The organism is Streptomyces sp. NPDC058464, from assembly GCF_042721035.1.
GTDB lineage: Bacteria > Actinomycetota > Actinomycetes > Streptomycetales > Streptomycetaceae > Streptomyces.
Genome location: NZ_JBHXMA010000046.1, coordinates 1 through 25,497, shown reverse-complemented (window position 1 = coordinate 25,497; position 25,497 = coordinate 1). Strand labels below are relative to the sequence as shown.

Annotated in this window: 27 protein-coding genes; 8 read left to right on the top strand and 19 right to left on the bottom strand. The window is 71.4% G+C overall.

Annotated features, from left to right (window positions below):
* Positions 1-86 precede the first annotated feature (86 nt).
* On the top strand, positions 87-1,013 hold the full coding sequence (locus tag ACFWPQ_RS42035; protein WP_384047433.1) for an alpha/beta hydrolase fold domain-containing protein: 927 nt from the start codon (positions 87-89) through the stop codon (positions 1,011-1,013).
* Between the two features lie 22 nt (positions 1,014-1,035).
* On the opposite strand, the gene ACFWPQ_RS42030 is transcribed toward ACFWPQ_RS42035, so the two are convergent.
* The 6 genes from ACFWPQ_RS42030 to ACFWPQ_RS42005 all read right to left on the bottom strand — a co-directional run bounded on the left by ACFWPQ_RS42030 (position 1,036) and on the right by ACFWPQ_RS42005 (position 8,793).
* The gene (locus ACFWPQ_RS42030; RefSeq protein ID WP_384047430.1) at positions 1,036-2,268 is read right to left on the bottom strand and encodes an alpha/beta hydrolase family protein; all 1,233 of its coding nucleotides are present in this window, start codon (positions 2,266-2,268) and stop codon (positions 1,036-1,038) included.
* A gap of 75 nt (positions 2,269-2,343) precedes the next feature.
* A complete protein-coding gene (locus ACFWPQ_RS42025; RefSeq protein ID WP_384047427.1) occupies positions 2,344-3,405 on the bottom strand; it encodes an Ldh family oxidoreductase in 1,062 nt (353 codons plus the stop codon).
* Between the two features lie 20 nt (positions 3,406-3,425).
* On the bottom strand, positions 3,426-5,126 hold the full coding sequence (locus ACFWPQ_RS42020; RefSeq protein ID WP_384047424.1) for a thiamine pyrophosphate-dependent enzyme: 1,701 nt from the start codon (positions 5,124-5,126) through the stop codon (positions 3,426-3,428).
* A gap of 13 nt (positions 5,127-5,139) precedes the next feature.
* Positions 5,140-6,000: an amidohydrolase family protein gene (locus tag ACFWPQ_RS42015; RefSeq protein WP_384047421.1), complete on the bottom strand. Its 861-nt coding sequence runs from the start codon at positions 5,998-6,000 to the stop codon at positions 5,140-5,142.
* Between the two features lie 140 nt (positions 6,001-6,140).
* On the bottom strand, positions 6,141-7,340 hold the full coding sequence (lhgO, locus tag ACFWPQ_RS42010; RefSeq protein ID WP_384047418.1) for an L-2-hydroxyglutarate oxidase: 1,200 nt from the start codon (positions 7,338-7,340) through the stop codon (positions 6,141-6,143).
* Positions 7,333-8,793 (bottom strand): aldehyde dehydrogenase family protein, encoded by a 1,461-nt coding sequence (locus tag ACFWPQ_RS42005; protein WP_384047415.1) that lies wholly within the window; start codon positions 8,791-8,793, stop codon positions 7,333-7,335. The genes lhgO and ACFWPQ_RS42005 overlap by 8 nt, the downstream gene beginning before the upstream one ends.
* A gap of 189 nt (positions 8,794-8,982) precedes the next feature.
* On the opposite strand from ACFWPQ_RS42005, the gene ACFWPQ_RS42000 reads away from it, so the two are divergent.
* Positions 8,983-9,270, top strand: coding sequence for a putative quinol monooxygenase (locus tag ACFWPQ_RS42000; protein WP_384047413.1), 288 nt, complete (start codon positions 8,983-8,985; stop codon positions 9,268-9,270).
* 394 nt (positions 9,271-9,664) lie between these two features.
* Here ACFWPQ_RS42000 and ACFWPQ_RS41995 read toward each other — a convergent pair whose 3' ends face one another.
* On the bottom strand, positions 9,665-10,651 hold the full coding sequence (locus ACFWPQ_RS41995) for a helix-turn-helix domain-containing protein (protein WP_384047410.1): 987 nt from the start codon (positions 10,649-10,651) through the stop codon (positions 9,665-9,667).
* A 56-nt stretch (positions 10,652-10,707) separates the two neighbouring features.
* On the opposite strand from ACFWPQ_RS41995, the gene ACFWPQ_RS41990 reads away from it, so the two are divergent.
* Both ACFWPQ_RS41990 and ACFWPQ_RS41985 read left to right on the top strand, forming a co-directional pair.
* The gene (locus ACFWPQ_RS41990; protein ID WP_384047407.1) at positions 10,708-11,103 is read left to right on the top strand and encodes an SDR family oxidoreductase; all 396 of its coding nucleotides are present in this window, start codon (positions 10,708-10,710) and stop codon (positions 11,101-11,103) included.
* An 8-nt stretch (positions 11,104-11,111) separates the two neighbouring features.
* Positions 11,112-12,374, top strand: a complete 1,263-nt coding sequence (locus tag ACFWPQ_RS41985; RefSeq protein WP_384047404.1) for an MFS transporter — start codon at positions 11,112-11,114, stop codon at positions 12,372-12,374.
* On the opposite strand, the gene ACFWPQ_RS41980 is transcribed toward ACFWPQ_RS41985, so the two are convergent.
* Together ACFWPQ_RS41980 and ACFWPQ_RS41975 are read right to left on the bottom strand one after the other, a co-directional pair.
* On the bottom strand, positions 12,292-12,594 hold the full coding sequence (locus ACFWPQ_RS41980) for a Tn3 family transposase (RefSeq protein WP_384047401.1): 303 nt from the start codon (positions 12,592-12,594) through the stop codon (positions 12,292-12,294). The two genes, ACFWPQ_RS41985 and ACFWPQ_RS41980, sit on opposite strands and share 83 nt — an antisense overlap.
* Before the next feature lie 21 nt (positions 12,595-12,615).
* A complete protein-coding gene (locus ACFWPQ_RS41975; RefSeq protein WP_384047399.1) occupies positions 12,616-13,386 on the bottom strand; it encodes a methyltransferase domain-containing protein in 771 nt (256 codons plus the stop codon).
* Positions 13,387-13,414: 28 nt separating this feature from the next.
* Here ACFWPQ_RS41975 and ACFWPQ_RS41970 point away from each other — a divergent pair, with 28 nt between their 5' ends.
* Complete coding sequence (locus tag ACFWPQ_RS41970; RefSeq protein ID WP_384047396.1) at positions 13,415-13,927, top strand: MerR family transcriptional regulator; 513 nt, start codon at positions 13,415-13,417, stop codon at positions 13,925-13,927.
* A 191-nt stretch (positions 13,928-14,118) separates the two neighbouring features.
* Here ACFWPQ_RS41970 and ACFWPQ_RS41965 read toward each other — a convergent pair whose 3' ends face one another.
* The 9 genes from ACFWPQ_RS41965 to ACFWPQ_RS41925 form a co-directional block, all read right to left on the bottom strand.
* Positions 14,119-15,123: a methionine synthase II (cobalamin-independent)-like protein gene (locus ACFWPQ_RS41965; RefSeq protein ID WP_384047394.1), complete on the bottom strand. Its 1,005-nt coding sequence runs from the start codon at positions 15,121-15,123 to the stop codon at positions 14,119-14,121.
* Between the two features lie 4 nt (positions 15,124-15,127).
* The gene (locus ACFWPQ_RS41960; RefSeq protein ID WP_384047391.1) at positions 15,128-15,592 is read right to left on the bottom strand and encodes a heme-binding protein; all 465 of its coding nucleotides are present in this window, start codon (positions 15,590-15,592) and stop codon (positions 15,128-15,130) included.
* Complete coding sequence (locus ACFWPQ_RS41955) at positions 15,589-16,374, bottom strand: alpha/beta fold hydrolase (RefSeq protein ID WP_384047388.1); 786 nt, start codon at positions 16,372-16,374, stop codon at positions 15,589-15,591. Before ACFWPQ_RS41955 ends, ACFWPQ_RS41960 begins: the two co-directional genes overlap by 4 nt.
* Positions 16,375-16,399: 25 nt before the next feature.
* The gene (locus ACFWPQ_RS41950; protein ID WP_217548338.1) at positions 16,400-16,771 is read right to left on the bottom strand and encodes a VOC family protein; all 372 of its coding nucleotides are present in this window, start codon (positions 16,769-16,771) and stop codon (positions 16,400-16,402) included.
* The gene (locus ACFWPQ_RS41945) at positions 16,768-17,538 is read right to left on the bottom strand and encodes a fumarylacetoacetate hydrolase family protein (protein WP_384047385.1); all 771 of its coding nucleotides are present in this window, start codon (positions 17,536-17,538) and stop codon (positions 16,768-16,770) included. Before ACFWPQ_RS41945 ends, ACFWPQ_RS41950 begins: the two co-directional genes overlap by 4 nt.
* Complete coding sequence (locus ACFWPQ_RS41940; protein ID WP_384047383.1) at positions 17,535-18,983, bottom strand: NAD-dependent succinate-semialdehyde dehydrogenase; 1,449 nt, start codon at positions 18,981-18,983, stop codon at positions 17,535-17,537. Before ACFWPQ_RS41940 ends, ACFWPQ_RS41945 begins: the two co-directional genes overlap by 4 nt.
* 32 nt (positions 18,984-19,015) lie before the next feature.
* Entirely contained in the window at positions 19,016-19,936 is a 921-nt protein-coding gene (locus ACFWPQ_RS41935) for a VOC family protein (protein WP_384047380.1), read from the bottom strand.
* Positions 19,937-20,076: 140 nt separating this feature from the next.
* Positions 20,077-20,988 (bottom strand): LysR family transcriptional regulator, encoded by a 912-nt coding sequence (locus tag ACFWPQ_RS41930; protein WP_384047377.1) that lies wholly within the window; start codon positions 20,986-20,988, stop codon positions 20,077-20,079.
* A gap of 111 nt (positions 20,989-21,099) precedes the next feature.
* Entirely contained in the window at positions 21,100-21,663 is a 564-nt protein-coding gene (locus ACFWPQ_RS41925) for a carboxymuconolactone decarboxylase family protein (RefSeq protein WP_384047567.1), read from the bottom strand.
* 217 nt (positions 21,664-21,880) lie between these two features.
* Between ACFWPQ_RS41925 and ACFWPQ_RS41920 the strand changes: the two genes are divergently transcribed.
* From ACFWPQ_RS41920 to ACFWPQ_RS41910, 3 genes are all read left to right on the top strand, one after another.
* Complete coding sequence (locus ACFWPQ_RS41920; protein WP_384047374.1) at positions 21,881-22,285, top strand: cupin domain-containing protein; 405 nt, start codon at positions 21,881-21,883, stop codon at positions 22,283-22,285.
* Positions 22,286-22,415: 130 nt separating this feature from the next.
* Positions 22,416-22,838, top strand: a complete 423-nt coding sequence (locus ACFWPQ_RS41915) for an SH3 domain-containing protein (protein ID WP_384047371.1) — start codon at positions 22,416-22,418, stop codon at positions 22,836-22,838.
* A gap of 194 nt (positions 22,839-23,032) precedes the next feature.
* Complete coding sequence (locus ACFWPQ_RS41910; RefSeq protein WP_384047368.1) at positions 23,033-23,797, top strand: DUF2690 domain-containing protein; 765 nt, start codon at positions 23,033-23,035, stop codon at positions 23,795-23,797.
* Positions 23,798-23,852: 55 nt separating this feature from the next.
* Here the strand turns inward: ACFWPQ_RS41910 and ACFWPQ_RS41905 are convergent, their stop codons facing one another.
* A complete protein-coding gene (locus tag ACFWPQ_RS41905; protein ID WP_384047365.1) occupies positions 23,853-25,178 on the bottom strand; it encodes an MFS transporter in 1,326 nt (441 codons plus the stop codon).
* Between the last annotated feature and the right edge of the window lie 319 nt (positions 25,179-25,497).

Below are 25,497 nucleotides of genomic sequence, written 5' to 3'. Positions count from 1 at the left end.
CCGACGATCGCCAGGATTCCTGATGGTCGATCCGTCGCCCGCCGGGTGCCGCCCCCGTGGTGCCGGCCCCTCCCGATCGGAGCCCCATGTCCCTCCTGGCCCGCCCCTCGGCCGCCGCGCTCGCCGCGAAGACCCTGCAGCGCCTGACCGGGGTCGCCAGCCGGCGCCCGAGCGGCCCGGGCTCCGACGCCGCCTCGCACGCCCGGTTCCCCGAACTCCCCCGCACGGTGCGCGCGTTGACCATCCCGACGGCCGTCGCTCCGGCCCGTGCCACGGTGTACCTGCCGCCGGTCACGGACCCCGCTCCCCCGGTGCACGTCAACTTCCACGGCGGCGGCTACGTCATGTCGCTCACCGAACTCGACGACCCGCTCTGCCGGTTCCTGGCCGCCGAGGCCGGGGTGGCCGTCGTCAACGTCGACTACGTCGTCGCCCCGCAGCACCCCTTCCCGGCTCCGCCGCGCCAGGCCTACGAGGTGGTCCGCTGGGTCGCCGAACACGCGGCCGAACAGGGCTGGGACGGCGCCCGGCTGACCGTCGGCGGGCAGAGCGCGGGCGGCGGCCTCGCGGCGGCGGTGGCCCGGCAGGCGCTGGCCGAGGGCGGCCCCGCGATCGCCCTCCAGGTCCTCCACTATCCCCCGCTGGACCTGGTGACGGACGCCGCCGACAAGCACGCCGCCGTCGCCAGGCCCATGCTGCGCCCCTGGATGGCCGACGTGTTCAACTCGGCGTACGTCCCGGAGCCGAAGAGGCGTGCCGACCCGCTGGTCTCCCCCGCTCACCCGTCCGACACGGCCGATCTGACGGGGATCGCCCCCGCGCTGGTGATCACGGCCGAGTACGACCTGTTGAGGGCGGAGGGCGAGCGGTACGCCGCGCGGCTGGAGGCGGTGGGGGCGCTGGCGGAGTACCACGAGGTGGCGGGGGTGGACCACGGGTACGACGGCAAGGACGACGGCAAGGCGCGGGAGGCGTATGCGCTCGTCGCGCGTCATGTGCGGGCGGTGCGGTAGGGCCCCGGCGGCCTCCCCGGCCTCAGTCCTGCCGGGCGAACCAGTCCAGCACCTGCGGGATCGCGCGGATGACCGAGCCGACGTGGTCGGTGTCGCCGACGTCGACCAGCGGCACGTCCGCCCCGTGGGCGCGCAACTGCCGCCGGCAGTGCAGTGCGTTGGCGAACACCGCGTCCCGGTCGCCCTCCGCGGCATACAGGCGGACCGGGACGTCCGGGTGCCACTGGCAGGTCGTGTCGTTGTCGCGCAGCGCGGCCAGCAGCGCGCCGGTGGGGTGCAGCAGCCGCCGGACATACTGCGGAGTCAGCAACTCGGCCGGACTGTCCGGCAGTTCGGCGGCGATGCTCTCCTCGGTGTGGTCGCCGTCGTACAGCCCCTCGACGAGGGTGTCGTACGGCGCCCGGAACACCTCCGACGGCGCGTCGTACAGGTGGTGCAGCCGGTTCATGGACACCGTCCAGTAGCCCATGTAGAAGGCCGCCTCGGCCGGATCCATGCCGCCGGTCAGGAACATCGCGGGGATCTCCGCGCGCCGTACGTCGTACGGGCCGCTGACGGGGGCCAGTGCCGCCGGTTTCCAGTACGGGTCGGCGCCGTGCTGGAGGGCCCTGCCGGTGGCCATCGCCGCCGTGCCGCCCTGGGAGAAGCCGGTCAGGAACACGCCGGGGTCGAGGCGGTGGCCGTGCCGGGAGGCCAGCGTGCGGCTCGCGCGCAGCATGTCGATCCAGGCGGTCGCCTCGGTGGCCGTGTCCATGTACGGATGGGTCCCGGGCCCGGTGCCCAGGCCCAGGTAGTCGGGTGCGACGGCGGCGTACCCGGCGGAGGCGAAGTACTCGACGGCCTCCCGGTCGCCGTTGCCCGCCACCATCGACGCGACACCGCCGCGGTAGGCCTGGGTGCCGTGGCCGTAGGAGATGACCCGCAGCTGGTGCCGGCCGCCGTCGGGCAGTTCCACCAGCCCGCTGGCGGTGGTCGGCCGGCCGGCGGCGTCCACGGTGCGGTAGGTGATGCGGTAGCCGGTCACGCCGTGGCGGACGGGGGCGGTGTCGAACGGGATCGACGCGACGGCCGCGACGACCTCGGAGCGGGAGAGGTGCCCCACCGGGGTGACGGACAGCAGTTCTCCGCGCGCCGAAGCGCCGGTCGCCGATGCGGCCGCGGCCGACGGGGCGGTGACGACGGCGCCGAGGAACGCGGCACAGGCGACAGCCGCCAGTCCGATACGTAATGCTCTTCCGGGCGTGTTGGTGGTCATGCCTTCAGAGTCGGGGCGCGACGGCGGGCCGACCATCCGGCAGCCCACCGTGTCCGGGGTGGTGCAGACCCGCCCCTAACCCGCGAGCTCCGGCACCTCCACCCCCAGCTTCTCGGCGCGCTCGGTCAGTTCGCGCCACACCTTCGGAGCGACCGGGATGCCCTTCGCCCCCCGCTCCTCGGCCACCGCCGCGCTGCGCTCGCCCGGGTAGAACACACCGGACGCGCCGTCCGCCGCCGGCAGACCCTTCAGGGTGCTCAGCGTGTCGTCCACCGCCCCGACGAAGGCCTGCGGGTCGCCGAAGGCCGCCGGGTCCACGGCGATGAGGAGCGCGTTCTGGCGGTGCTTGCGGCCCGCCGGGTCGTCCGAGTGGAAGGCCGCGAAGATCGGCGCGCCGACAAGGACGCTGGTGAGGAGTTCGAAGGCGAGGGACATGCCGGAGCCCTTCGCGCCGCCCAGGGGCAGCGGCATGACCGCCAGCTCCGGGTCGGTCGTCGGCGTGCCGTCCTCCGTCGCGGCCGCGCCCTCCGGCAACGGCGTGCCGCTCGCCTTGGCCTGGCGGATCTTGCCGAGGGCGATGGTGGCGGTGGCCATGTCGAGGAGCAGCGGGGCGTGTTCGCGGGCCGGTACGGCGATGGCGAGGGGGCTGGTGGCGACGGCCGCGCCCTTGACGCCGGTGTAGCCCATGTTGGGCATGCCGGCCACGAACCCGAGCCCGACCAGGCCCTGTTCGGCGATCCGGGACACGTAGTAGCCGATGGCGCCGGTGTGGACGGTGCGGCGGACGCCGACCGAGGCGATGCCGGTCTCCCGGGCCCGCCGTACCGCTTCGTCCGCGGCGGCGGTCAGGGCGACCGGGCCGGGGGCGCGGTCAGCGTCGAGGACGGCGGCGGCCGGGGCCGTCGACTCGACCGTCAGCTCCGGGTGCGCGTTGGCGACGCCCTTGGCGAGCAGGTCCAGGTAGGCGGGGACGCGGGCGGTGCCGTGCGAGTCGACGCCGCGCTGCGCGGCCCAGACGAAGACGTCTGCGGTGGTCCGGGCGTGCTCGGCGCTCAGGCCGCCCTTCTCCAGGAGGGCGGCGGAGAAGGCGCGCAGGTCGTCGGCGGGCACCAGGATCTTGGCGGGGGTGTTGGACATGGTTGCGGTGTGTCTCCTGGCTAGCGGGTGACTAGGACGTCCACGACGGCGGTCGTGCCCTCGGCCACGGCCTTGAGGGCGCGTTCCAGCGCCGGCGCGAGCGCCTCCGAGGTGTCGACGGTCTCGGTGTGCATGCCGAACGGCTCGGCGAACCCGGCGAGCCGGGGCAGCCGGTGCAGATCGGTGCCGAGCCACTCGCCGGTCTCGGCGGCCGCGCCGTCCGGGTAGAAGCGGCGGTGGTTGAGATTCATCGACTTGTAGACGCGGTTGTTGAACACGACGATCAGCAGCGGCAGTTCGTACGCGTTCGACGCGTCGTACGAGGGGATCACCGGGTTGTAGGTGAAGGCGCCGTCGCCGATGGTGAGGACCACCGGCCGTTCCCGTGCGGCGAGTTTGACGCCGAGGGCGACCGCGATGCCCTGGCCGAGTCCGCCCTGGACGTAGAAGTAGGAGTCCGGGTCCGCGGTCTGGACATGGCGCTTGACGACCCGGCTGTGGGTGATGGTCTCGTCGACGACGATCGCGTCCTGCCCGTGCAGCAGCGTGCGCAGGGTGGCGGCCACCAGCACCGGGTCGACGCCCTTGGCCTCGGCCGCCTTCGCCTCGGCCGCCGCGATCGCGGACCGCTCGGCGGCGTGCCGTTCCTCCTGCGCCGCCCGGCGCACCTCGACCGCGCGCTCGTCGAGGTCCTTGGCCCGCTTCGTCAGCTGGCGCAGCGTGTTGGCGACGTTGCCTTCCAGGTACCTGTCGGCGAAGAGCACTTGGTAGACGACGTGCGGGCGTTGCGGGACCTCGTCGATGACGACGATCTTCGCCTGGGAAGGGCGACGGGAGGGCGGGTAGAAGGGCGCCCGGCAGTTGACGAGGAGGATCAGGTCCGCCTCGTCCATCCAGGGGCCGATGTCGCTGCCCGCGTGCAGCGGGTGGGTGCGCGGGAAGTTGCCGCACACCGCCGAGTCCGGCTCCACGACCGGGATGTTCCAGGCCTCGGCGAAGGCGACCAGCGCCTCGAAGCCGCCGGCCTCGCGCCCCGCCGTCTCGGTGACGATCACGGGGTTGGCCGCCTCCCGGATCAGCTGCGCGACCGGGTCGACCTCCTCCGGCGAGCTGTGCGTCGAGCCGGGCGGCACGACGGGCTTGGCCTCGCGGCCGTCCCACTCCTCCAGGAGGATCTCCAGGGGAATGTTCAGGTAGGCCGGTCCGGCCGGGGCGCGCCAGGCCAGCTCCGCCGCCCGGGTGATCATGACCGGGAGGGTGTGCACGCTGGCGGCCTCGGTGGACCACTTGGTGAACGGCTGGGCGATGCCGTGCGGGCCACCCACGATCGACAGGTTGCGGTACCACTGGCCGCCCGGGTCGTGCCCGGGGGCGTCGCCGTACGTCGTCGACTCCGAGGAGGCGACCACCATCGGGACGCCGGCCAGCAGCGCGCCGTGCACGGCCATCGAGCCCTGGAGCAGGCCGGGCGCCGCGTGCAGCAGCACGCCCTGCGGGCGGCGCTCGATCAGCCCGTAGCCGGTCGCCATGCCGACGGCGACCGTCTCGTGGGTCAGGTCGAGGTAGCGCGGGGCGGGCTCGCCGTCGCGGTGGCGGCGGGCCAGCGCCTCCCACACCGGGGCCCATTCGGACCCCGAGGAGCAGAAGACGTAGTCGGCGCCCGCCGCGTTGAAGGCGGAGACGACGGCGTCCCCGCCGTCGATCCGTGGGTTGTTGGTCATCGCCGGTGTTTCCTCAGCCCTCGATCGGCCAGTTCAGGACCTCGGAGATACCGCGGCCCATGATCCATTCAAGCTCCTCGGCCGTGAAGTCCCAGTGCTTGGTGAACTGCTCGATCGTGTCGGTGTAGGTGATGCCGTGGCCGAGCAGCCGGGTGATGTCGGTGCCGTAGAAGCAGCGCTGCGGGCCCATCTTGTCGACCATCTCGCGCACGTACTTCTGGATGTTGTTGTTCGGGAAGGGCTGGGTGGAGTAACCCGGCAGCGCGGACACCTTGACGTAGATGTTGGGGTGGACGTGCAGGTCGGCGGTCTCCGAGACCCAGTAGCCGATCGCGTCGTCGACGCAGCGGGCCATGATGCCCATGTGGTCGATGATGATCTTCAGCTCGGGGTGCTTGGCGGCGATCTCGCCGAGCTCGCGCTTCCAGATCGGCGCGTGGACCATGGTCGGGATGCGCAGCTCCTCGGCGATCGGCCAGTACCAGTCGTTGGTGCCGTCGATCATCCAGTTGCGGTCCTGCGGCCGGTGGAAGGTGAGCCGGGTGCCCTTCACGTGCGGGTTCTGGGCGAAGTCCTGGAGCATGGCCTTGCCCTCTTCGGGCTTGTTCTGCGGGATGCGGGCCATGATGCCGAACCGGTCCGGGTGGGCCTCGCAGGCCTCCAGGGCGTAGTCGATGCGGTCGCCCTCCCAGGACGGCGGCAGGATCAGCGCGCGGTTCACGCCGGCCTCGTCCATCAGCTCCAGGGCCTCCTCGTAGGAGAAGGGGTCCTCGCGGTGGCCGTTGAGCCGGATCCGCTCCCGGGCGCCGGGCACCCAGGGGCGGTCCGGGGTCTCTTCCTTCCAGATGTGGATCTGCGTGTCGACGACGAACATGTCCGAACTCTTTCTCTCGGAGGGGGTGGTGGGGCGGTGTGGAAGGAACGCTAGGCGGCCGGTGCGCTCTTGCGGAGATCCCGGAGCGCAAGCTGTTGTTGCGCGGAAGTGCGCAGTTCGCGGGGCATGCGGCCGCCGTGTCAGGCGTCGTCGAAGACGGCCGCGGTGATGTGTTCGGCGATCGCCATGGAGGCCGTCGCGGCCGGCGAGGGGGCGTTGCGTACGGCCGTGATCCGGCCGACCCGGTGGATGCGGAAGTCGTCGACGAGCGTGCCGTCGCGGTCCAGCGCCTGGGCCCGTACGCCCGCGCCGCCGCGCACCACGTCACGGACGCCGACGCCCGGGACGTACAGCCCCGCGTCCTTCATGAAGGCGGCGGCGGAGAAGGAGCCGCGGTACTCCTTGATGCCGGTGCGCCAGTGCTGGGCGGCCATCCGCCAGGCGCCCGGGTAGGAGGCGAGGGCCAGCAGGTCCCGGGGCGACACCCTGCTGCGCCGGTAGCCCTCCTTGGCGAGGGCGAGGACGGCGTTGGGGCCGACCTCCACCGAGCCGTCGACACGCGGGGTGAAGTGCACGCCGAGGAAGGGGTAGCGCGGGTCGGGCACCGGGTAGACGAGGCCGCGCACCAGATGGGTCCGGTCCGGCTTGAGCAGCATGTACTCGCCGCGGAAGGGGATGATCCGGGGCTCCCGCCCGTCCTGCGCGAGCCTGGCGACGGAGTCGGACTGGAGGCCGGCGCAGAGGATCAGCCGGTCCACGCGGACCAGGTCCTGGCCGGAGGCGACCTCGATGCCGCCGGGCACGGTGGTGATCGAGGTGACCGGGAAGCCGAGGCGCACCTCGCCGCCCGAGTCGACGACGTCCTTGGCGAACGCGCGGGCGACCGCCGGGTAGTCGGTGATCGCGGTGCGCGGGGAGTGCAGGGCCGCGACACCGCCGACGTGCGGCTCCAGCTCCTTGATCTGCTCGCGCGAGATCTTCCGGAGTTCCGGCACGTGGTTGTTCTTCGCCCGCTCGTACAGGTTCTGCATCCGGCCGAGCTCGTCGTCGCGGACCGCCACGACCAGTTTGCCGATCTCGTCGTAGGGCAACTGCCGGTCCTGGCAGTACTCGCGCAGCAGGGACACGCCCCGCACGCACAGGTCGGCCTTGAGGCTGCCGGGCGTGTAGTAGATGCCCGCGTGCACCACACCGGAGTTGTGGCCGGTCTGGTGCCGTGAGACCTCCGGCTCCTTCTCCAGGACCACGACCCGGGTGCCGGGGCGGCGCAGCACGATCTCGCGGGCCGTGGCCAGGCCCACGATGCCGGCGCCGACGACACCGACCGTCTCGTCAGCCATGGGCCCGCCCCGGGGCGCCGAAGTGGACGGCCACCGTCTTGACGCGCGTGGAGAACCTCAGGACCTCCTCGCCCTGCTCCTTGTAGCCCGTGCCGGAGTCGTGGAAGCCGCCGAACGGCAGGTGGACGTCCCAGCCGGTGGTCGTCGTGTTGACCGCGACCTGTCCGCACTCGGCCTCGTCGGCGAACCGGTACGCCGAGGCGAGGTCGCGGGTGAACACGGCGGCGGCGAGCCCGAAGCCGGAGTCGTTGACCGCGTCGACGGCCGCGTCGAAGTCGTCGACCGCGCGGACGGCGAGGACGGGACCGAAGACCTCCTCCCGCCAGACGGCCATCTGCGGGGTGATGCCCGCGAGGACGGTGGGTTCCACGTAGCAGCCGTGCGGACGCCCGGTGTCCGCCCCGCCTCCCGTGAGCACGGTCGCGCCCTGCTCCACGGCCCTGCCCAGATCGGCGAGGACGCTGTCGCGCTGCTTCGGGCTCGACAGCGGGCACAGGGTGGTCGCCGGATCCGTGCCCGGGCCGACGGCCAGCGCCCGCACCTCCGCGACCAGCAGCGGGACGAACTCGTCGTACACCGGCTGCTCGACGATCACCCGGCTGGTGGCCGTGCAGCGCTGCCCGGCCTGGCCGAAGGAGGCGGCCACGACGGCCTTCGCCGCGGCCGGCAGATCGGCGTCGCGCAGCACCACCGAGGCGTTCTTGCCGCCGAGTTCGCCCTGGAAGCGGACGTTGCGGTCGGTGAGGCGGCGCCGGATGCGGTTGCCCACGGCGTTGGAGCCGGTGAAGGTGATGCCGACGATCCGGGGGTCGTCGAGGAGGGCCTCCTCGATCTCGGCGGTCCGGCCGGTGACGACGTTGAGGACACCGGCGGGCAGGCCCGCGTCGTGCAGGGCCCGGGCGAAGTGCAGCCCCGCCAGGGGGGTCTCGGTGGCCGGCTTGAACACGGCCGCGTTGCCGGTGGCGAGCAGCGGGGCGAGCTTGCGGGCCGGGGTGATCAGCGGGTCGTTCCAGGGGCTGATCACCAGGATCACGCCGATCGGCTCGCGCTGGGTGTGCGTACGGTGGTCCGGGCGCACGTCGTGCAGGAGGGTGCCGTAGCCCTGGCGGGCGAGGCCGGCGTAGTACTCCAGGAAGTCGGCGGCCTTCAGGGTCTCGCCGGTCGCCTCGGCCAGGGTCTTGCCGTTCTCGGCGGTGACGTCGGCGGCGATCTCCCCGGCCCGTTCCCGGATCAGCCGGGCCGCCTCGGTGAGGACCCGGGCCCGTTCGAAGGGGCTGGTGCGCTTCCAGACGGCGAAGCCGCGCTCGGCGTGGTCGTAGGCCCGGGTGACGTCCTTGGCGGACAGGGCGGGGACGCGGGCGAGGGGGGTGCGGACGTCGGCAGGGTCGTGGACGTCGATCCATTCGCCGGTCCTCACCCACTCCCCGCCGGAGAGGGTTTCCAGAGTGCGCATGGAGATCACTTCCTTTGTCGTCCGCGGTGCCGGCCGTGCGGGCCGTCTGCGACGACACACCATGTGGGAGGGGGTTCACCAGCCCCGTGGGGGCAGGCATTGATTGCGCTGTGCGCGAGCCGGCGGGGGCATGATCCGTGCTGGAATCGGGCGGGCCGGACAAGCCCCGAGGAGAAGAGGAGAAAGCGGATGGCGTACACAGTCGTCGCCCACTATCGCTGCGCACCCGCCGACGCGGACGCGGTGCGTGCCGCGCTGCTGAAGGCGCGGGAGGCCACGCGGACGGAGCCCGCGAACCTGATGTACGAGGTGCACGTGGTGGAGGGCGAGCCGGGTGGGTTTCTGTTGTACGAGCGGTATCTCGACCGGGAGGGGTTCGAGGCGCACAAGGCGGCCGAGCACTTCAAGGAGGTCGTGGTGGGGGTGGTGTGGCCGTTGCTCACCGAGCGAACGGTGACTTTTGCGGAGGTGCTTTAGCGTCTGCCGGGCTGGTGTTGTGGAAAGGGCGCGGGTGGACCGTGGTTGCTCGCGCAGTTCCCCGCGCCCCTGAGAACGCGTCACTGAACTTCTCCGGTGAGGCCCGTGAGGTGCGTGCGCGTCCTTGATGTGCACGGTGTCCCCCGGCCGCGCGTGCATGAGCAGCTCGCCGAACAGTCGATGCCGGCCTCGTGAAGGACGAGGTTCTGCCGGGCCGTCGACTGCTGGTCGGTCGACACCTGCTTCCAGACCGGGTTGGCCATGCCGCTCCCCGTCCGTTCTCGTGGTCGCATTCGACCCCAGCTGACGGCAAACCCCGTCATCAGCCGCCATCGGAGCTGAAATGCCTGCCGCTCCTGTCGTCATTCGAACGTTTGCCGACAAGGCGAGCCGGTCAGCGGGCGGTGGTCGTGAGCCGGTCGCCGAGCGTGCTTCTCCGGTACAGCACCTGCCGTCCGGCACGTGTTCGGGTGACCAGCCCTGTGGAGTACAGGACACGCAGGTGTTGGGAGACGGCGCTTGGGGTGACCCTGAGCCGGCGGGCGAGCTCTCCGGTGGGCAGCGGTTCTTCCAGGAGGCCGAGCAGTCTCGCTCGGGATGCGCCGAGCAGGGACACCAGGGCGGTTGCGTCGGCCGCCGGCAGCTCCGAGCCCCACAGCGTGGCCACTCCCCGACTGGGATAGACGAGGCTCGGTGGCTCGTCCGGACTGACGGGGGGCGCGGGCTTGTGTGCGAACACGGACGGCATGAGCAACAGCCCCCGGCCGGATGCCGCAACCCGGTGCCTGCTGATCATCTTGTGGATGTACAGCTCTCCGCCTTGCCAGCGCAGGTTCGGATGCATGTCGGCGAACAGCAGTCGGGCGCCCCCCAGGGCGAGCCGGCGGGCGCGGTAGGTCATGTCGGCTTCCAGCACCAGCCGCATCTGCGGCCACACCGGCTCGACGGCCACCTCCCAGTACTGCCGCAGGAGATCGCAGATGGCGTCGCGGAGTCCTACGACGGGTGCGTCTTCGGCGGCGGTGGCGTCGCGGAGCGCTTCGGGAACAGGGTCGGGCGCGTGCGCGAGCAGGAGGTCGTGGCGGACCCGGGCGCAGGACGCCTGACGGACGACCGAGAGTTCTTCCTCGAAGGCCGGCGCGAAGCCCGCGGGATTCGGGGTCAGGAAGTCGGGGAGCGTGCGCCGCTGGGCGACCAGGGACATCAGCAGACCGGTGTCGAGCGTGCCGAGTCTGCCGAGTACGGACCTGCGCCAGGGCAGGTGCAGCGCGGACAGGCCCGGATCCTGCAGCACGCGCAGGCTGAACAGGGTTTCGTGCAGGGGCGAGAGGGCGAAGCGGGTGTCCGCGAGGTCCTCGACGCCGAGCACAAAGCTGATCATTAAGCCATACGCTACATCGATTGGCGGCGGCACGTCGACGCCGTGGACTTCCTCTCATGACACACAACTCATGTGCAGCGCACGGCGGTTGTCACCGTGCGGCACGGGGCATCGGCGCCGCTGCGGCGAGGCGTCCCGCGGACGACGGCCTGGCAGTCGGCGTGATCGATCCGGACGAGACGGACTGCGGCGACACCGTGGAGGCCATCACAGGTGTCGGCGGCGCAGCGCCGGCCATCGCCGCTGATGTCGCCGACGAGGCAGCGGTCACCGCGGCCGTCGCCCGGATCGCCGCCGCGTTCGGACCGCCGACGGTGCTGGTCGACAACGCCGGCATCAGACCCCGTACCGGCCTTGTGGACATGACCACGCAGCAATGGGACACGGTCTCGCGGGGTTCGTCTCCGGCCAGGTCCGCTACGTCGCGGGCGGGCCGGTGGACTGAAGGATGAGCCGCCGGATGGTCCTGATACTGGCTGTCACGTGCGCCGTGGCAGTGGGCAACATCTACTTTCCGCAGGCCATCGGTCCGCTGGTCGCCGCCGGGCTGCATGTGTCGCCCGATTCGGCCGCTGCGGTGGTGACCGCCACACAGATCGGCTACACGGCCGGGATGGTCTTGCTGGTGCCGCTCGGCGACCGGCTCCCGCACCGCTCGTTCCTCGTCGTCCTCCTCGCCCTGACCGGTCTGGCACTGCTCGCTGCGGGTTGCGCACCGGCTCTGCCGGCCCTCATCGCCGCCGGCACCCTTGTCGGCCTGACCACCGTGGGCGCGCAGATCGTCGGCCCCCTGGCGGCTGGTCTCGTGGCCGCCGACCGCCAAGGAGCGGTGATCGGCACCCTGCTGAGCGGATCGACCGGCGGCATGCTGCTGGCCCGGACCTTCAGCGGCACGCTCGGTGAGTGGCTGGGCTGGCGGGCCCCCTACCTGGTCGCCGCGGTCCTGGCCCTGCTCCTCGCCACCGTCTTGGCGTTCGCGGTGCCGACCACATCCCCGTCCTCCCGCCAGCCGTACGCAGCGCTCCTGGCCGAGCCGCTGCGCCTGCTGCGCACCGAGCCGGACCTGCGCCGCTCGTGCTTCTACCAGGCAACCGTCTTCGCCGGGTTCTCCGCGGTCTGGACCTGCCTGGCGCTCCTGCTCACCGGACCGGCCTACGGGCTGGGTGCCCAGGCTGTAGGAATGATCGCCCTGGTCGGCGCGGCAACCATGGTCTGCACCCCGCTCGCCGGCCGTCTGGTGGACCGCTACGGCCCCGATCCGGTGAACCTGGTCTGCATGCTTGGCGTCCTCGTCTCGGCCGCGATCCTCACTTTCGGTACCCGGGGCGGCACGCTGGGTCTGACCTCTCTGACACTCGGCACGCTGCTCCTCGACACCGCGATGCAGTCCGGCATGGTCGCCAATCAGGTCCGCGTCTACGCCCTGCGCGTCGATGCCCGCAGCAGGCTCAACACCGCCTACATGACCTGCGCCTACCTGGGCGGCAGCGCAGGTTCCTGGCTCGGGATACGCGTCTGGAGCCGGGCCGGCTGGTGGGGCGTGTGCGTGCTCGTCGCGCTGCTTGCCGCACTCGCCCTGGTCCGCCACCTGCTGGCGCTGTACGAATTCGGACGTGATCAGGCATCGTGCGACGCCTCCGTCACCCGGCCTCACCGTCGTCTGAGTCGACGTGCTCGTGGGGGTCACGCAGCGGGCGCAGGCCAGGCGCCGCGGGCCGGGTGAAGGCATGGCGGCCGAGGAACATTTTCCGGGCGAGGCGGTGGCGGGCCTCGGTGACGCAGAGCTGGGCGCCGATCATCCGCCGGCGTCCCTCGTCGGGGACGAACGGGAGCAGGTGCAGGGTCTTGAAGATCCGACCGTCAGTACGGGAGTAGCCCTGAACGACCCGGACCAGGCCGACGAGAACGGTGGAGCCCTCGTGACCGGCGACGTCCGGGGGCATCCGCAGGTGGCCGGACGACTTCTAGGCGGAGGCGGCGGCCACGAAGAACGGAATGGCGATGAGGAAGCGGCCGGCCTCTGCCCGCCGGCGCTGCTCGGTGAGCCACTCGTCGGCCTGGTCGCGGCCGACGGCGCCGCTCTCACAGGCCGGCTCGGCGAGCCTGGTGAGCAGCGGCAGCATCGCCGGGTCCGTGAACACGCTGGTGTGCACCTCGACGGTGACGTCGTCGAAGCCGCCGGCCAGGAGCAGGCTGCGGTACTGGCGGCCGGCGCGGGGCGTGCCCAGGAGGTCGGCGCGGGCGTGCACGATCGTGCGGGTGAGCGCCGCGTCATCCGAGTCGATCATGATGGCGTCCCAGTCCTGACCGACCAGGACGATCCTGCTGCCCGGGCAGAGGACGCGACGCGCTTCCTCCACCGCGCACCCTGGCTCCTGAAGTACGTGGAAGACCTTGTCGGCACGGTAGCCTCGCACGCTTCCGTCGGCGAACGGCAGACCCTCCGCTCCAGCCTCCCGGAACTGGGCCGCCGACCACCGTTCCCGGGCCGCGGCCACCATCCACGGGTCGGGGTCCACGCCCACCGCGTGGACGCCGCGTTCCGTCAGCTCGGCGACGGCGCGTCCGGCGCCGCAACCGACGTCCACGACGGTCGAGCCCGGCACCAGAGACAGCAGTTCGTAGGAGCGGGCCCGCAGCCGGATGGCACTCGGCATCTCGTCCGCCGCGTCGAGGACGGCCAGCAGGGCCTCGGTGTCGCGGTGCTCTTCCACCGCTTTCCGATGCTTGGACATGGACGTCATGCTGCGACTTGATGTCGGCATGAAGTCAAGCGAAGACAGCGACGTCAGCGCGATGAGCATCGGCGCCCTCGCGGCGCGGTTCGGCCTGGCCACGCACGTCCTGCGGCATTGGGAGTCGGTGGGCCTGCTGCACCCCGGACGGGATGCGGGCGGGCGGCGCCGCTACGGTGCGGAGGACCTCACGCGCCTGGCGACAATCCTCATCTGCAAAGAGGCCGGCCTCGGCCGGGACACCGTCAGGAGCCTGTCCGCCACCGTCGACCGCGCCACCCGGCACGAGATCCCGCGTCCCGAGGCCGAGGAGCTTCGATCGAGGATCGCGACGGCCCGGGCCTCGTTGGAACTCATCGAGGGCGGCCTGAACTGCGAGCACGAGGACGTCACCCAGTGCCCGAACTACCGGCGGCTCATCGCCGAGCGGGTCGACTCCCAAGTTCTCCCTCGGAGTGCGCGAGCCGGGACACGTAGTCCCGTGCATTCCTGGGGGCGTGGAGCCACCAGGCCAGACTGCGCTCTACCACCCACCTGCTGACGACCCGCCGTGCGGCATCCTGCCGGACGAGACTCATGACGGCCCCTGGCCAACGCTGTTACGTACAACGGGTCCAAAGACGGGTTCTGAAGGGGCGCTCGTGCAGCGCCCCTTCTTTCAGGGGCGGGGAGCTGCGCGACCAGCCGCGACGGCGACGCAGTCGGCAGATCCCGGCGTTTCCGGCGGAGCACTCAGAACTCGTTGCCCCAGCAGTACCGGGCGATGGTCTCGACCAGCACCAGCTTGCGGCGTTGGTCCTCCGCGGTCAGCAGGGGCCGCGATGCCACGTCCGCGAAGCCCCGGGACGGGGACACCGCGCCGTCCTCCAGGTCCTTGAACTCACCGACCGCGTCGACACGGGACATCACCGTGTCGATGTCCTCCGGCTCCGGCGCCGTCGCGTCGACCACGCCCAGGCAGAAGTCCCGGTCGTCCGGTAGTGCCTTGACCAGGTCCAGTTCGGCCTGGGTGCCCTGGTCGAACGGGAGGATCCAGCGGTCGGCGGCGATGCCCGCGTACAGCTGCTCGGCGCGTGCCCGGTCCACCTCGGGCGGGGCCGACCAGCCGGGGGCGATGCCGATACGGACGCTCTCCGGGCGCTCGTCCAGCCGTACTGCGAGGGAATCGACAGCCAGCGCGTCCGTGAAGGACAGGGCGCCGGGGTCGGCCGGGTCGGTGCTCAACTGGGCTAGCAGAAGCGGGTTGTCGAGCTGGATCAGGCGGACGCCCTTCGAGACCAGGAGCTCGATCTCGGCCCTCACGATCTCCGCGAGGGCCTCGCCCAGTTCCCGGGCCGAGGAGATGCCGAGGCCCGGCCGGAAGGTGGTGGCCGCCAGGTACGCCGGGGAGGGCAGCGTGGCCTTCGGGGCGATCACCGTCAGTTCGGCGAGCTGGGCGGCCCGGTCGGCGAGCAGCGGGCCGTTGGCCTTGGGGAGGGACTCGGCGACCCAGCGGACCAGGCCGTCCGGGTCTGCCTCGTCGGTACGGCGGAAGCCGGTCACGCCGTCGAGGACCGCGCTGCGGAAGTCCTCGCGGGGGAAGTCGCCGTCGGTGACGACGGTGGAGCGCAGCTTGCGCTGGTAGGCGACGGCCTCCCGGACCGCCGTGTCGACGGCCTCCGGGTCGGCGGTGGACAGGCCGGCCGGGCGGACCAGGCTGCCGTGGTGGTCGATGCGGTAGTTGAACGTGTCCGCCATGATGTCAGTCCTTCCCGCCGGAGCCGGCGACGCCCCACGCGGCGAACTCCAGTTCGTAGCCGAGGGCCTTCAGGACGTCCTCGGCGATCCTCTGGTCCTCGTCCGCGGTGCCGCCTGCGATGCCGAGCCCGCCGATGATCTCGCCGTCCTTCTTGATGGTGAGACTGCCCTCGGTGGCCATGATCGGCAGGGCGGCGCCGGGGAGCTGGGAGAGCTGGGAGAAGAAGACCGGCTGGGACTCCTGCCACTTCTTCAGCATCGTGCCGGGGCGCTGCATGATCGCCGCGGTGTAGGCCTTGGCGCGGGCGATGTCGGGGGTGAGCGGGCGGGCGCCGTCGGGGCGGCGGATGGCGATCGGGAAGCCGCCGGCGTCCACGACGGCGACGCTCACCGCCTTGCCGATCTCCTGGGCACGCTGGTGGGCGGCGCCGATGATCTCCTCGGCGGCGGCCAGGGTGAGGCTGGTCATGCTGCTTCCTTCGGTGCGGTGAGGGTGCGGCGGAGCCGGGCGACGGCCGCGTTGTACGGCTGGGGTGTCTCCCAGTACATGGAGTGCGGGGCGTCCGGGACGATCTCCAGGTGCGAGCCGGCCAGCAGTTCGTGGGCGCGGGTGACCGTCTTGACGCTGAGGACGGCGTCCTTCTCCCCGGCGAGGAAGGCGACCCGCACGCCGGAGGCCCGGATCTCGTCCAGGGTCGGGCCGTCGGTGTCGAGGTTGCGCAGGTCCTGCATCCTGGCCACGTTGAAGGTGCCCATCTGCTGGAAGAGGAAGGTGAGGTCGGCCCGCTCCCGCTGGAACGGCTTGGTCAGCAGCCGGTCGATGACGGGCAGTTTCACGGCCTCCGCGCGGTCGGCGGCGGCGAGTTCCTTCAGTTCGGGGTGGCTGATGCCGCCGAGGGAGTGGCCGAGGACGACCGAGGAGACCCGCTCGGGGCGCAGCAGCGCGGCGCGCAGGGCGGCGACGGAGCCGATGGACTGGCCGACCAGCATGGCGTCGGTGATGTCCTCCTGGTCGAGGACGGCGACCACGTCACCGGGGAAGTCCTGGCCGTCGAACTCGGCCATGGACGAGTCGGACTTGCCGAAGCCGCGCAGGTCCACGGTCACGACCGTGAACTCCTCGCGCAGTGCGGCCACTTGCTGCCACCAGGCGGCGTGGTGGCCGCCGCTGCCGTGCACGAACAGGATCGCCGGGCCGCTGCCGTGGCGCTCGTAGTAGATGGAGGTGCCGTCGGAGTCGGCGAGGGGCATGGGGTGAACTCCCGTACTGATGCGCTTAGTTGGGGCGGCGGCTGTGGTAGACGAGTTCGATCATGGTGTGGTCGGGGTCGTGGATGTAGCAGAACTTGGACTGGTTCTCGGGGCGCTCGATCGGCCGGGTGTGCCGGATGCCCAGCTCCTTGAGATGGGCGAGGAAGTCGTCCCAGTCGTCGACCTCGACGGCGAAGTGGTAGGGCGCCATGCGCTCCATCTCTTCGACCGGGGTGAAGTGCAGGTCGAAGTTTCCCCTGGTCATCAGCACCACGCGGGTGTTGGACTTGGGCATGATGCGCTTCATCCCGAAGACCTTGGTGTACCAGGCCGCGGTGCGGTCGGGGTCGGTGGTGGGGAAGTTGACGTGGTGGATGTAGCGGGGTTCCGCGGTCATGAGTGGTTGCCTTCCAGGTGTACGGGGTTGGACAGCGCGCCGATACCGCTGATCGCGACCTCGACGGTGTCGCCGGGCTCGATCTGGCAGGTGGACTCGGCGCCCATCCACAGCACGTCGCCGGGGTGCAGGGTGATGTGCCGGGTGATCTCGACGATGAAGTCGAAGGGGTCGAAGACCATGTCCCCGGTCGGGAACGTGGCGCGCACCTCGTCGTTGACGCTCAGGGTGGTCGTCTGGGCGAGGGCGTCCACCTCGGTCTCGATCCACGGCCCCATCGGCTTGAACGTGTCGCTGTTCTTGCTGCGCCAGAACGTGCGGTCCTGGTGCTGCCAGGTGCGGGCGCTGACGTCGTTGCCGATGGTCCAGCCGAACACCCCCTTGCGGGCCTCGTCGCGGCCGGCGTACCGGAGCGTGCGGCCGATGACGGCGACCAGTTCCGGCTCGGCCTCGAAGCGTCCGGTCACCTCGGCCGGTCTGACGATCGGCGAACGGTGGCCGGTGAGCGCGTTGTTGGCGCGGTAGCCGACCTCGGGACGCTCGGGGGTCGCGGCTCCGGCGTGTGCGATGTGCCGCGGGTAGTTGTAGCCGACGGCGTAGAACACGCCCGGGACGACGGGCGGCAGCCAGACGGCCCCGGTGACGGGGATCGTGCCGAGGACGTCGGGTTCGCCCTCCAGCGGTGACCCGGCGAGCAGTTCGACACGGGTCTCCCGCACCCGGCCCCAGACCGCCCTGCCCTCCACCGAGACTCGCGCGTACCTCATGGCGTCAGCAGGTGGGAGACGCGCTTGGTGACGAGGTAGGCGTCCAGCGCCTCCGGCCCGCCCTCCCGGCCGTACCCGCTGTCCTTGACCCCGCCGGAGGGCGCCTCGTGCACGGAGCCGCCGCAGTGGTTGAGGGAGAGGATGCCGGCCTCCAGTCCGTCGGAGAGCTTCTCGGCGGTGGCGGCCGACCTGGTGAAGCCGTAGGCGGCCAGGCCGTACGGCAGCGAGTTGGCGGTGGCGAGGGCGTCGTCGAGGTCGCTGAAGGGCACGATGGGCGCGAGCGGCCCGAACGGCTCCTCGGACATCAGGTCCGCGTCCGCCGGTACGTCGGTGAGCACGGTCGGTGCGAAGAAGTACCCGGGGCGGTCGAGCCGTTCGCCGCCGGTGCGGACGGTGGCTCCCTTGCGTACCGCGTCCGCCGTCAGTCGTTCGGTCGAGCGCAGCCGGCGTTCGTTGGCGAGGGGGCCCATGGTGGTGCCCTGTTCCAGTCCGTCGCCGACGACGACCGACTCGGCGGCCTTCACGAACTCGGCGGTGAAGTCCTCGACCAGGGACTCGTGGACGAGGAAGCGGCTGGGCGAGGTGCACACCTGTCCGGCGTTGAAGAACTTGGCCTGGGCGGCGCGGCGGGCGGCCTGTCCGGGGTCGGCGTCGGCGCAGACGATGACCGGGGCGTGGCCGCCGAGTTCCATCAGTGAGGGCTTCATGACCTTGCCGGTCTCGGCGGCGAGGAGCTTGCCGACGGGCACCGAGCCGGTGAAGGCGATCATCCGGGTCACCGGGGAGGCGATGAGGTGGGCGGAGACCTCGGCGGGCTCGCCGAAGACGAGGTTGAGCACACCGGCGGGCAGGCCCGCGTCCGCGTAGCACGCCACCAGGGCGGCGGCCGTCGCCGGGGTCTCCTCGGAGGCCTTGATGACGATCGAGCAGCCGGCCGAGAGGGCCGAGGAGATCTTGCGGTTGGGTCCACCGACCGGGAAGTTCCAGGGCACGAAGGCGGCGACGGGGCCGATCGGTTCGCGGCGGACGGTGAGGACCGTGCCGGGCGCGGACGGGACGATACGGCCGTACGCGCGGCGGGCGTCCTCGACGTGCCAGCGCAGGGTGTCGGCGGTCCGCTTGGCCTCGCCCGTCGACTCGGCGAGGGTCTTGCCCTGCTCCAGGGTCATCACGCGGCCGATGGCGGCGGCGCGTTCGGCGATCAGGTCGGCGGCGCGGTCCAGGATCGCGGAGCGCTTGGCGACGGAGGTCGCGCGCCACACCCTGAAGCCGTGCTCGGCGGCTTCGAGTGCGCGGTCGAGGTCGGCGGGGGTGGCGAGGGGGACCTCGCCGATCGTCTCCTCCGTGGCGGGGTTGACGACGGGGGCGGTTTGTCCGGTGCCGCCCTGGCACCACTCGCCCGCTATGTACATGCGGACGGCGGGATAGCCGTGGTCGGTGGTCATGAAGGGGTGCCCTCTCAGGTTCAGGACCAGGGTCAGGACGCGGTGGGGGCTTCCTGGTCGCGGTTGGTGCGCAGGGCCCAGATGTGGTGCGGCGGGGTCGTCTCGTGGACCCGGGTGCCGTACTTCTCGTCGGCCCGGTCCATGTCGGCCGCGTACTCGACGCGGCCGCCGCACGGGGCGTGCAGGAAGCGGAAGACGTTGGAGCCGATGGTGTGCCGGCCGAGCCTGCGGGCCTCCCGCCAGCCGCGCTCGATCATGTGGTTGCCGCCCTCGATCACGTCGTCGAAGCCGGGCACCTCGTAGGCGATGTGGTTGATCCCCGCCCTGTCGGGGCGGTGGCAGAGCAGCATGGTGTGCTGGTCGTCGTCGCCGGGGGCCTGCATGAAGACGCCCATCGGCTCGACCACGTCGGTCGGGCGGAACCCGAGCCGGTCGACGTAGAAGCCGACGGCCGCCTCGCGGCCCTCCTTCTGGATGTTCAGGGCGACATGGCACATCCGCAGCGGGCGGACCCGGGTGATCGGCTCCAGGGCGGTGTTCCAGCGGGTGACGCTGCCGAGGGTGTTGGCCGGGCGGGGCGTGACCGGGGCCGGTGCGGGGCGGGCCAGCGTGAGGCCGACGCCGAAGCCGGTCTCGTCGACGGTGTGGTGGACGCCGTCGGCGCTCTCCCGGACCTCGCGGTCCCGGCCCGCCGCCGCCACCAGCCGCTCCAGCTCCTCGGGCGTGTCGACGCCCCAGACGACCTCGCGCAGCGTCGGCCCGTCCTCGACGGGGGGCGGCAGCGACGGCGACGGCAGGGTGTCGAGGTGGAGGGTCTGGCGGGTACGGGTCTCGAACACCGCGTGCTCGTCGGTCCGTTCCACCATCGACAGCCCGAAGTCGTCGAAGAACCGGACACATACGTCGAGGTCGTCGATGCCGTAGGTGACCGATTCGATTCTCTGGATTCCCATGGATTCCTCGTTTCCGGGTCGCCTCGCGAGCGTAGATTTCTGCTCGCGAGGGGCTCAATGGCCTGAGCTCTACGGAATGCGCAAGCGTTTCTTGCGGCTTGGGCCACTCGGCCGCGGGCCTCGCCTGCGGGCCGCCCGGCCTACGACCGGATCGCGGGAATCGGGTTCTGTGCGAACCACTCGGCGAGGAAGTCCAGGAAGACGCTGATCTTGCGCGGGGTGTCCTGTCCGGGGCCGTAGATCGCGTAGAGCGGGCGGTCGGGTACGGCGAGGTCGGGCAGCAGCACCTGGAGGGCGCCGGAGACGAGGTCGTCGTAGACCGGGCGCTGGGGCAGCAGGGCGATGCCGCGGCCGTGCACCGCCGCCTTCTGCAGGGCGATGTAGGAGTTGGACGAGAACGCGATGTTGCGGATCTTGTGCAGGGTGCTGGCGTGCCCGTGGCCGATACGCCAGACCGGGTCGTTGAGGTGGACCAGGCAGTCGTGGGCGGCCAGGTCGTTCGGGTGGGTGAGCGTCCCGCACCGTTCGATGTACTCCGCGGAGGCGCACAGCACGAACGGCAGTGAGGCGATCTTCTTCAGCCGGACGCTGGAGTCCCTGAGGTCCCGGGTGTGGAAGGCGACGTCGAACCCGCTGTCCAGGAAGTCGTAGGTGCGGTCGGACATCCCGCCGAGTTCGAACCTGACCTGGATCTTCGGATGCGTCGCCGAGAACGCGGCGATGGCGTCCCCGAGGTCGAGGCTGCCTATCCACTTCGGGCAGATGACGCTGAGGGTGCCCTCGGGCCGGTCGTGGAGCTGGGCGATTCCGGCGTCCTCGGCCTCGATCTCGTCGAGAATGCGGGCGGCGAACTCGGCGTACCGCTGGCCCGGCTCGGTGAGGCTCACGGAACGGGCGGTGCGGTTGACCAGGCGTACGCCGATCTGCCGCTCCAGCTCCGCCACGTGCCGGGACACCAGGGAGCCGGACGAGCCCAGTTTCTTGGCGGCCCCGCTGAAACTGCCGACCTGGGCGACGGTCACGAAGCTGTGCATGAGGAGCAAGCGATCCATTTTTCCTCCGAACGCGCGTGCGGCTCGCCCGCGCTGGTCACCCACACAAATCGAATGTCGGCAATCCTGTCAACGCCTCCCGGCTTAAAAGATCGGTCGCGTTTCTCATGGTCAGGCCCCGGATCGGGCTTCCTCCGGGGCGATCCGGCCATAGCCGCGGATGTCCGGGAACGGCGGCTCCTTGTCGGCCTGGAGGTCCACCTGGAAGGTGTTGAGGCACATCCCGAGCATGGTGAAGTTGCCGAGCGCGCCGATCGTGTCGACCAGTCCCTTGGGGCCGAAGTGCGCCAGGGCGCGGGCGAAGGTCTCGTCGGTGACGAAGTGCTCCTCCAGGACCTCCCGGCAGAACTGGTAGAACGCCTGGTCGGCCTCGTCCTCGAAGACCGCCTCGCGCTTCTCGGCGACGGCCTGCACGGCCGCCTCCGGGATGCCGGCCTCGACGGCCTGGTGGACGTGGGCGTTCCAGGAGTACTGGGCGTCCCAGTTGCGGGCGGCCATCAGCAGGGTCAGTTCGCGCAGGTGCTTGGGGAGGCTGCAGTCGAAGCGGGCGAAGGCGCCGAGGGACTCCGCGCGCTCGCACATCTCCGGGCTGTGCAGCCAGACCCGGAACGGGCCGCGCACGGCGCCGCGGCGGCCCGCGATCCGGGCGGCCAGCTCCTGCTGGCGCGGGTCCATGTCGTCTTCGCTGAGAACGGGGAGCCTCATGGGGCCGGTACCTGCCTTCTCTCTCCGGCGGCCGTGGATTGCGAGGTGACGCTACAGCCGCGTCGCGGACGCTCACACCTCCCGGAGCGCAAGGTAAAACTGCACGCCAGGGGGCACCCGTTCGCGCGTGCGCGGCCTACCGTCGGTCGGCGAGTCAGGTACGTCGTACTGGAGAGGAACCCCCCGGATGACCACGATCATCAAGGCCGCGTCCGTGCCCCTGCTGGACCGGGGCGGCGCGGTCGTGACGACACCGCTGATCACCACGCCGTCGGCGGGCGGGGAGAACCTCATCACCAGCGGGATGAGCGTCTACCCGGTGGGCTCCGGGGCGCCGTTGCACTCGCACAACTGCGACGAGCACGTGACCGTCCTGGAGGGCGAGGCGGAGGTGTGGGTGGACGGCGAGGTGACCCGGCTGGAGCGGTTCGACACCACCTACGTCCCGTCCCCCGTCCCCCACCTGTTCCGCAACGTCGGCGACACCCCGCTGCGGCTCCTGTGGGTGTACTCGTCGGGACATGTCACCCGCACCTTCACGGCCACCGGAAAGACGGTCGAGCACCTGTCGGCCGAGGACCAGATGGGCTGAGGCCGGTGTGCCCTGGGACGTCCCAGCCGTTCCAGGGCACGCGGGGACGACATGGTGCCGGTCCGGCACGGAAACGCTCCGACTCGTGATCACGCTTCGTGGTCACGAGCACGACAGCACGGAGGTTTCCATGTCCCGTCGGATCCTGAAGAACGGCCTGCTGGCCACGGTCGCGGTGTTCGCGTTCCTGCCCACGGCCGGGGCCGCCACCGCGAGCGCCGCCACCCCGGTCCCCGCGCCCCAGGGAATCGTGCAGTACTACAACTACACCACCCTGCCGGCGCCGGCGGCCCACCGTCTCCACCACCGCCACTACACCTACCGGACCGTCGGCCGGGTGACCACGCACCGCGTGCGGCTCAACGTGCGCTCCGGCCCGAGCACCCGCTACCGCGTGGTGAGCCACCGCCGCACCCACCACCTCGTCCCGCTGACCTGCAAGACGTACGGCGGCTCGGTGCGCGGCAACCACACCTGGTACCGGCTCCCGCACCACAAGGGCTACGTCTCCGCCCACTACGTCCGGGTCGGCCACGCCGTCCCGTGGTGCTGACGGGCCCCTACCGCCGCACTCGCTGACCGCAGAGGCCTGTTCGGGAACCCGACTTCCCGAACAGGCCTTCGACATGCCCCCCTCGATTCACCGTCTTCACACCTGTTCGCCGGTTGCGGGCCCCGTCCCGATGGGAAGCCATTCCGACAACAGGGGCGAAACGCCCATAGCGTAATGAAGTCGAGGCACGCACCATGCCGCACTCCGAAGGAGCGAGAACCACCCCACCGGACGAGTCGCCGGCGGCGAGCCTGCGCGAGCTGAAGGAGCGTACGGGACTGAGCCTCGCGGCGCTGGCCGCCCGCACCCCGTACAGCAAGTCCGCCTGGCACCGCTATCTCTCCGGCGACAAACGGCCGCCACGCCCGGCGGTGGAGGCCCTGGCCCGGCTCGCGGGCGTGGATCCCGTCGCCGTACTGGCTCTGTGCGAGGCCGCCGAGGAGCCGCCGGCCGTGCAACCGGTCCAGGAGAGGCCGCCGGCGAGGCGGTGGTGGCGGCTGCCGCTGACCGCGCTCGCGCTGCTCGCCGTTGCCGGGGTGACGGCGGCGGCCGTGACCGTCACGGACCGGCGCGGTACGCCGGGTGCGCAGCCGGTGTCGGCGGCGCCGCGCTGTCACGGCCGGTCCTGCCAGGGCGAGTTGCCGGACGCGTCGGCGTGCGACCGGGACGCGCGGACCAAGAGCCGTGTCACCGGCGTCGCCTACGACGTCCGGCTGCGCTGGTCCCCGGCCTGCGGCACCGTCTGGTCCGAGGTGCGGCTGCACGCGCCGCACGCCCGGGAGGTCTCGGTCCGCGCCGGGCAGGACGTGCTCTCGGCGAGCTACCCCGCCGAGGACTCGGTCGGCTACACCAGCCCGATGCTCGCGGTGCCGGCGCCCCGGGGCGTGGAGGCGTGTGCGGAGGTCGGGGGACAGCTGGCGTGCACCGGGCTGGAGGCGGAGCCCGCCGGCGAGCAGTAGGAAGGCGCCGCGCCCGTGGAAGGGGCGCGGCGCCGGACCGGTCCGGGCGGACCGGTCAGTGGGCGGCGACCAGCTTCTCCTGGTCGTTGCTGGCCTGCGGCTGCCGGGCCGAGCGCAGGGCGGCGATGCCGATGAACACCATCGAGGAGACACCGGCGAGCGCGAAGGCGGTGAAGCCCCAGTCGCCGTTGCCCGCGGCGAGCAGCTGGCCGCCGAGCCAGGGGCCGAAGACGGCGCCGAAGCGGCCCATGCCGGAGGTCCAGCCGACGGCGGTGGCGCGGTTGTCCGGGGTGGAGCGGATGGAGACCGTCGCGTAGATCATCGTCTGGGCGCTGTTGAGGAAGACGCCGGTCAGGAAGACGACCAGGGTGGTCACGCCCATCGGCATGTGGACGCTGAGCAGGTAGACGCCGGCGGCGGTGAGGGCGAACCAGATCGCCGCGATGCGCGGGGCGCCGAACCGGTCGGCGGCCCGCCCGGCGACCAGCATGCCCACGATGCCGCCGATGTTGAAGACGACGACGAAGGTCAGGGCGTTGGCGAGTTCGTAGCCCTCGGTGCGCATCAGGGTCGGCAGCCAGGTGGCGACGCCGTAGACCAGCAGCAGGCCGCCGAAGGAGGCCAGCCAGTACAGCAGGGTCTGCAGCCACTCGCCGCCGCGGAACAGGTCGAGCAGCGCGTCCCAGCGGTCGGCGGTCGTCTTCTTGGCGGCGACGGCGGGCAGTTCGACCTCGTAGCGGTCGGCCAGGGCGGTGGCCTCCTCGGTGCGGCCCTTGGCGACCAGGAAGCTCAGCGACTCGGGCAGGAGCTTCAGCAGGACGGGGACGAAGAGCAGCGGGAGCACGCAGACCCAGAAGGCGGAGCGCCAGCCGTACGGGTCGACCAGCCACTTGGCGACGTACGCGGAGAGGATGCCGCCCGCGTGGTGGGCGGTCATCAGCACGCCGATGGTGATCGCGATCCGGCCGCCCCTGGCGTAGTCGGAGACCATGCTGATCGCGGTCGGCAGCAGTCCGCCGAGGCCGATGCCGGCCAGGGTGCGGCCGAGGCCGAAGACCGTGAGGCTGCCGGAGATCGCGCAGATGCCGGAGGCGAGCGAGAAGAGCGTGACGCAGGCGATCATCAGCTGCTTGCGGCCGATCCGGTCCGCGATCGTGCCCGCGGTCAGGGCGCCCACCAGCATGCCGAAGGTGGCGTAGGAGCCGAGGTCGCCGGCCTTGTCCGGGGTGATGCCGAAGGTCTTCGTCTCCAGCAGGTGGGGCAGCACCGAGCCGTAGATGAACATGTCGAGGCCGTCGAAGAGCACGGCCAGCCAGCACAGGCCGATGACCAGCTGGGCCAGTTTGCTGCCGCGAGCGGACAGGGCGGGTGAGGAGGACATCTTTGTTTTCCTCTCGTCCAGGATGCGTTCCCTGGAGGGGAAGCGGTAGAGGGGGTCGACGCGGCTCGTGCTGCTGACCCGTGGTGCGTAGACGCTAAGGATTGGTGAGCAAAAACGTCAACACTTTTGTCAACAATCACAGCAACAATCCGGACACCGCCGGGCCGTCGCCGTGACGGGGGAGAAAAACCCCAGGTGGCAAAGGGGGGTGGGGGGGGCGCCCCGTCACCGGCGCCCCCCCCCCCCCCCCCCCAAACGGCGCCCCCCACCCCCGGCGGCCCCAGCGGTGGGACGGGCGAGCCGAGAAAGTACACCCCCC

Excerpts from the sequence above, each read along its gene's own strand:
- ACFWPQ_RS42035 (WP_384047433.1), top strand. The coding sequence starts at position 87 with ATGTCCCTCCTGGCCCGCCCCTCGGCCGCCGCGCTCGCCGCGAAGACC.
- ACFWPQ_RS42030 (WP_384047430.1), bottom strand. The coding sequence starts at position 2,268 with ATGACCACCAACACGCCCGGAAGAGCATTACGTATCGGACTGGCGGCT.
- ACFWPQ_RS42025 (WP_384047427.1), bottom strand. The coding sequence starts at position 3,405 with ATGTCCAACACCCCCGCCAAGATCCTGGTGCCCGCCGACGACCTGCGC.
- ACFWPQ_RS42020 (WP_384047424.1), bottom strand. The coding sequence starts at position 5,126 with ATGACCAACAACCCACGGATCGACGGCGGGGACGCCGTCGTCTCCGCC.
- ACFWPQ_RS42015 (WP_384047421.1), bottom strand. The coding sequence starts at position 6,000 with ATGTTCGTCGTCGACACGCAGATCCACATCTGGAAGGAAGAGACCCCG.
- lhgO (WP_384047418.1), bottom strand. The coding sequence starts at position 7,340 with ATGGCTGACGAGACGGTCGGTGTCGTCGGCGCCGGCATCGTGGGCCTG.
- ACFWPQ_RS42005 (WP_384047415.1), bottom strand. The coding sequence starts at position 8,793 with ATGCGCACTCTGGAAACCCTCTCCGGCGGGGAGTGGGTGAGGACCGGC.
- ACFWPQ_RS42000 (WP_384047413.1), top strand. The coding sequence starts at position 8,983 with ATGGCGTACACAGTCGTCGCCCACTATCGCTGCGCACCCGCCGACGCG.
- ACFWPQ_RS41995 (WP_384047410.1), bottom strand. The coding sequence starts at position 10,651 with ATGATCAGCTTTGTGCTCGGCGTCGAGGACCTCGCGGACACCCGCTTC.
- ACFWPQ_RS41990 (WP_384047407.1), top strand. The coding sequence starts at position 10,708 with ATGACACACAACTCATGTGCAGCGCACGGCGGTTGTCACCGTGCGGCA.
- ACFWPQ_RS41985 (WP_384047404.1), top strand. The coding sequence starts at position 11,112 with ATGGTCCTGATACTGGCTGTCACGTGCGCCGTGGCAGTGGGCAACATC.
- ACFWPQ_RS41980 (WP_384047401.1), bottom strand. The coding sequence starts at position 12,594 with ATGCCCCCGGACGTCGCCGGTCACGAGGGCTCCACCGTTCTCGTCGGC.
- ACFWPQ_RS41975 (WP_384047399.1), bottom strand. The coding sequence starts at position 13,386 with ATGTCCAAGCATCGGAAAGCGGTGGAAGAGCACCGCGACACCGAGGCC.
- ACFWPQ_RS41970 (WP_384047396.1), top strand. The coding sequence starts at position 13,415 with ATGAAGTCAAGCGAAGACAGCGACGTCAGCGCGATGAGCATCGGCGCC.
- ACFWPQ_RS41965 (WP_384047394.1), bottom strand. The coding sequence starts at position 15,123 with ATGGCGGACACGTTCAACTACCGCATCGACCACCACGGCAGCCTGGTC.
- ACFWPQ_RS41960 (WP_384047391.1), bottom strand. The coding sequence starts at position 15,592 with ATGACCAGCCTCACCCTGGCCGCCGCCGAGGAGATCATCGGCGCCGCC.
- ACFWPQ_RS41955 (WP_384047388.1), bottom strand. The coding sequence starts at position 16,374 with ATGCCCCTCGCCGACTCCGACGGCACCTCCATCTACTACGAGCGCCAC.
- ACFWPQ_RS41950 (WP_217548338.1), bottom strand. The coding sequence starts at position 16,771 with ATGACCGCGGAACCCCGCTACATCCACCACGTCAACTTCCCCACCACC.
- ACFWPQ_RS41945 (WP_384047385.1), bottom strand. The coding sequence starts at position 17,538 with ATGAGGTACGCGCGAGTCTCGGTGGAGGGCAGGGCGGTCTGGGGCCGG.
- ACFWPQ_RS41940 (WP_384047383.1), bottom strand. The coding sequence starts at position 18,983 with ATGACCACCGACCACGGCTATCCCGCCGTCCGCATGTACATAGCGGGC.
- ACFWPQ_RS41935 (WP_384047380.1), bottom strand. The coding sequence starts at position 19,936 with ATGGGAATCCAGAGAATCGAATCGGTCACCTACGGCATCGACGACCTC.
- ACFWPQ_RS41930 (WP_384047377.1), bottom strand. The coding sequence starts at position 20,988 with ATGGATCGCTTGCTCCTCATGCACAGCTTCGTGACCGTCGCCCAGGTC.
- ACFWPQ_RS41925 (WP_384047567.1), bottom strand. The coding sequence starts at position 21,663 with ATGGACCCGCGCCAGCAGGAGCTGGCCGCCCGGATCGCGGGCCGCCGC.
- ACFWPQ_RS41920 (WP_384047374.1), top strand. The coding sequence starts at position 21,881 with ATGACCACGATCATCAAGGCCGCGTCCGTGCCCCTGCTGGACCGGGGC.
- ACFWPQ_RS41915 (WP_384047371.1), top strand. The coding sequence starts at position 22,416 with ATGTCCCGTCGGATCCTGAAGAACGGCCTGCTGGCCACGGTCGCGGTG.
- ACFWPQ_RS41910 (WP_384047368.1), top strand. The coding sequence starts at position 23,033 with ATGCCGCACTCCGAAGGAGCGAGAACCACCCCACCGGACGAGTCGCCG.
- ACFWPQ_RS41905 (WP_384047365.1), bottom strand. The coding sequence starts at position 25,178 with ATGTCCTCCTCACCCGCCCTGTCCGCTCGCGGCAGCAAACTGGCCCAG.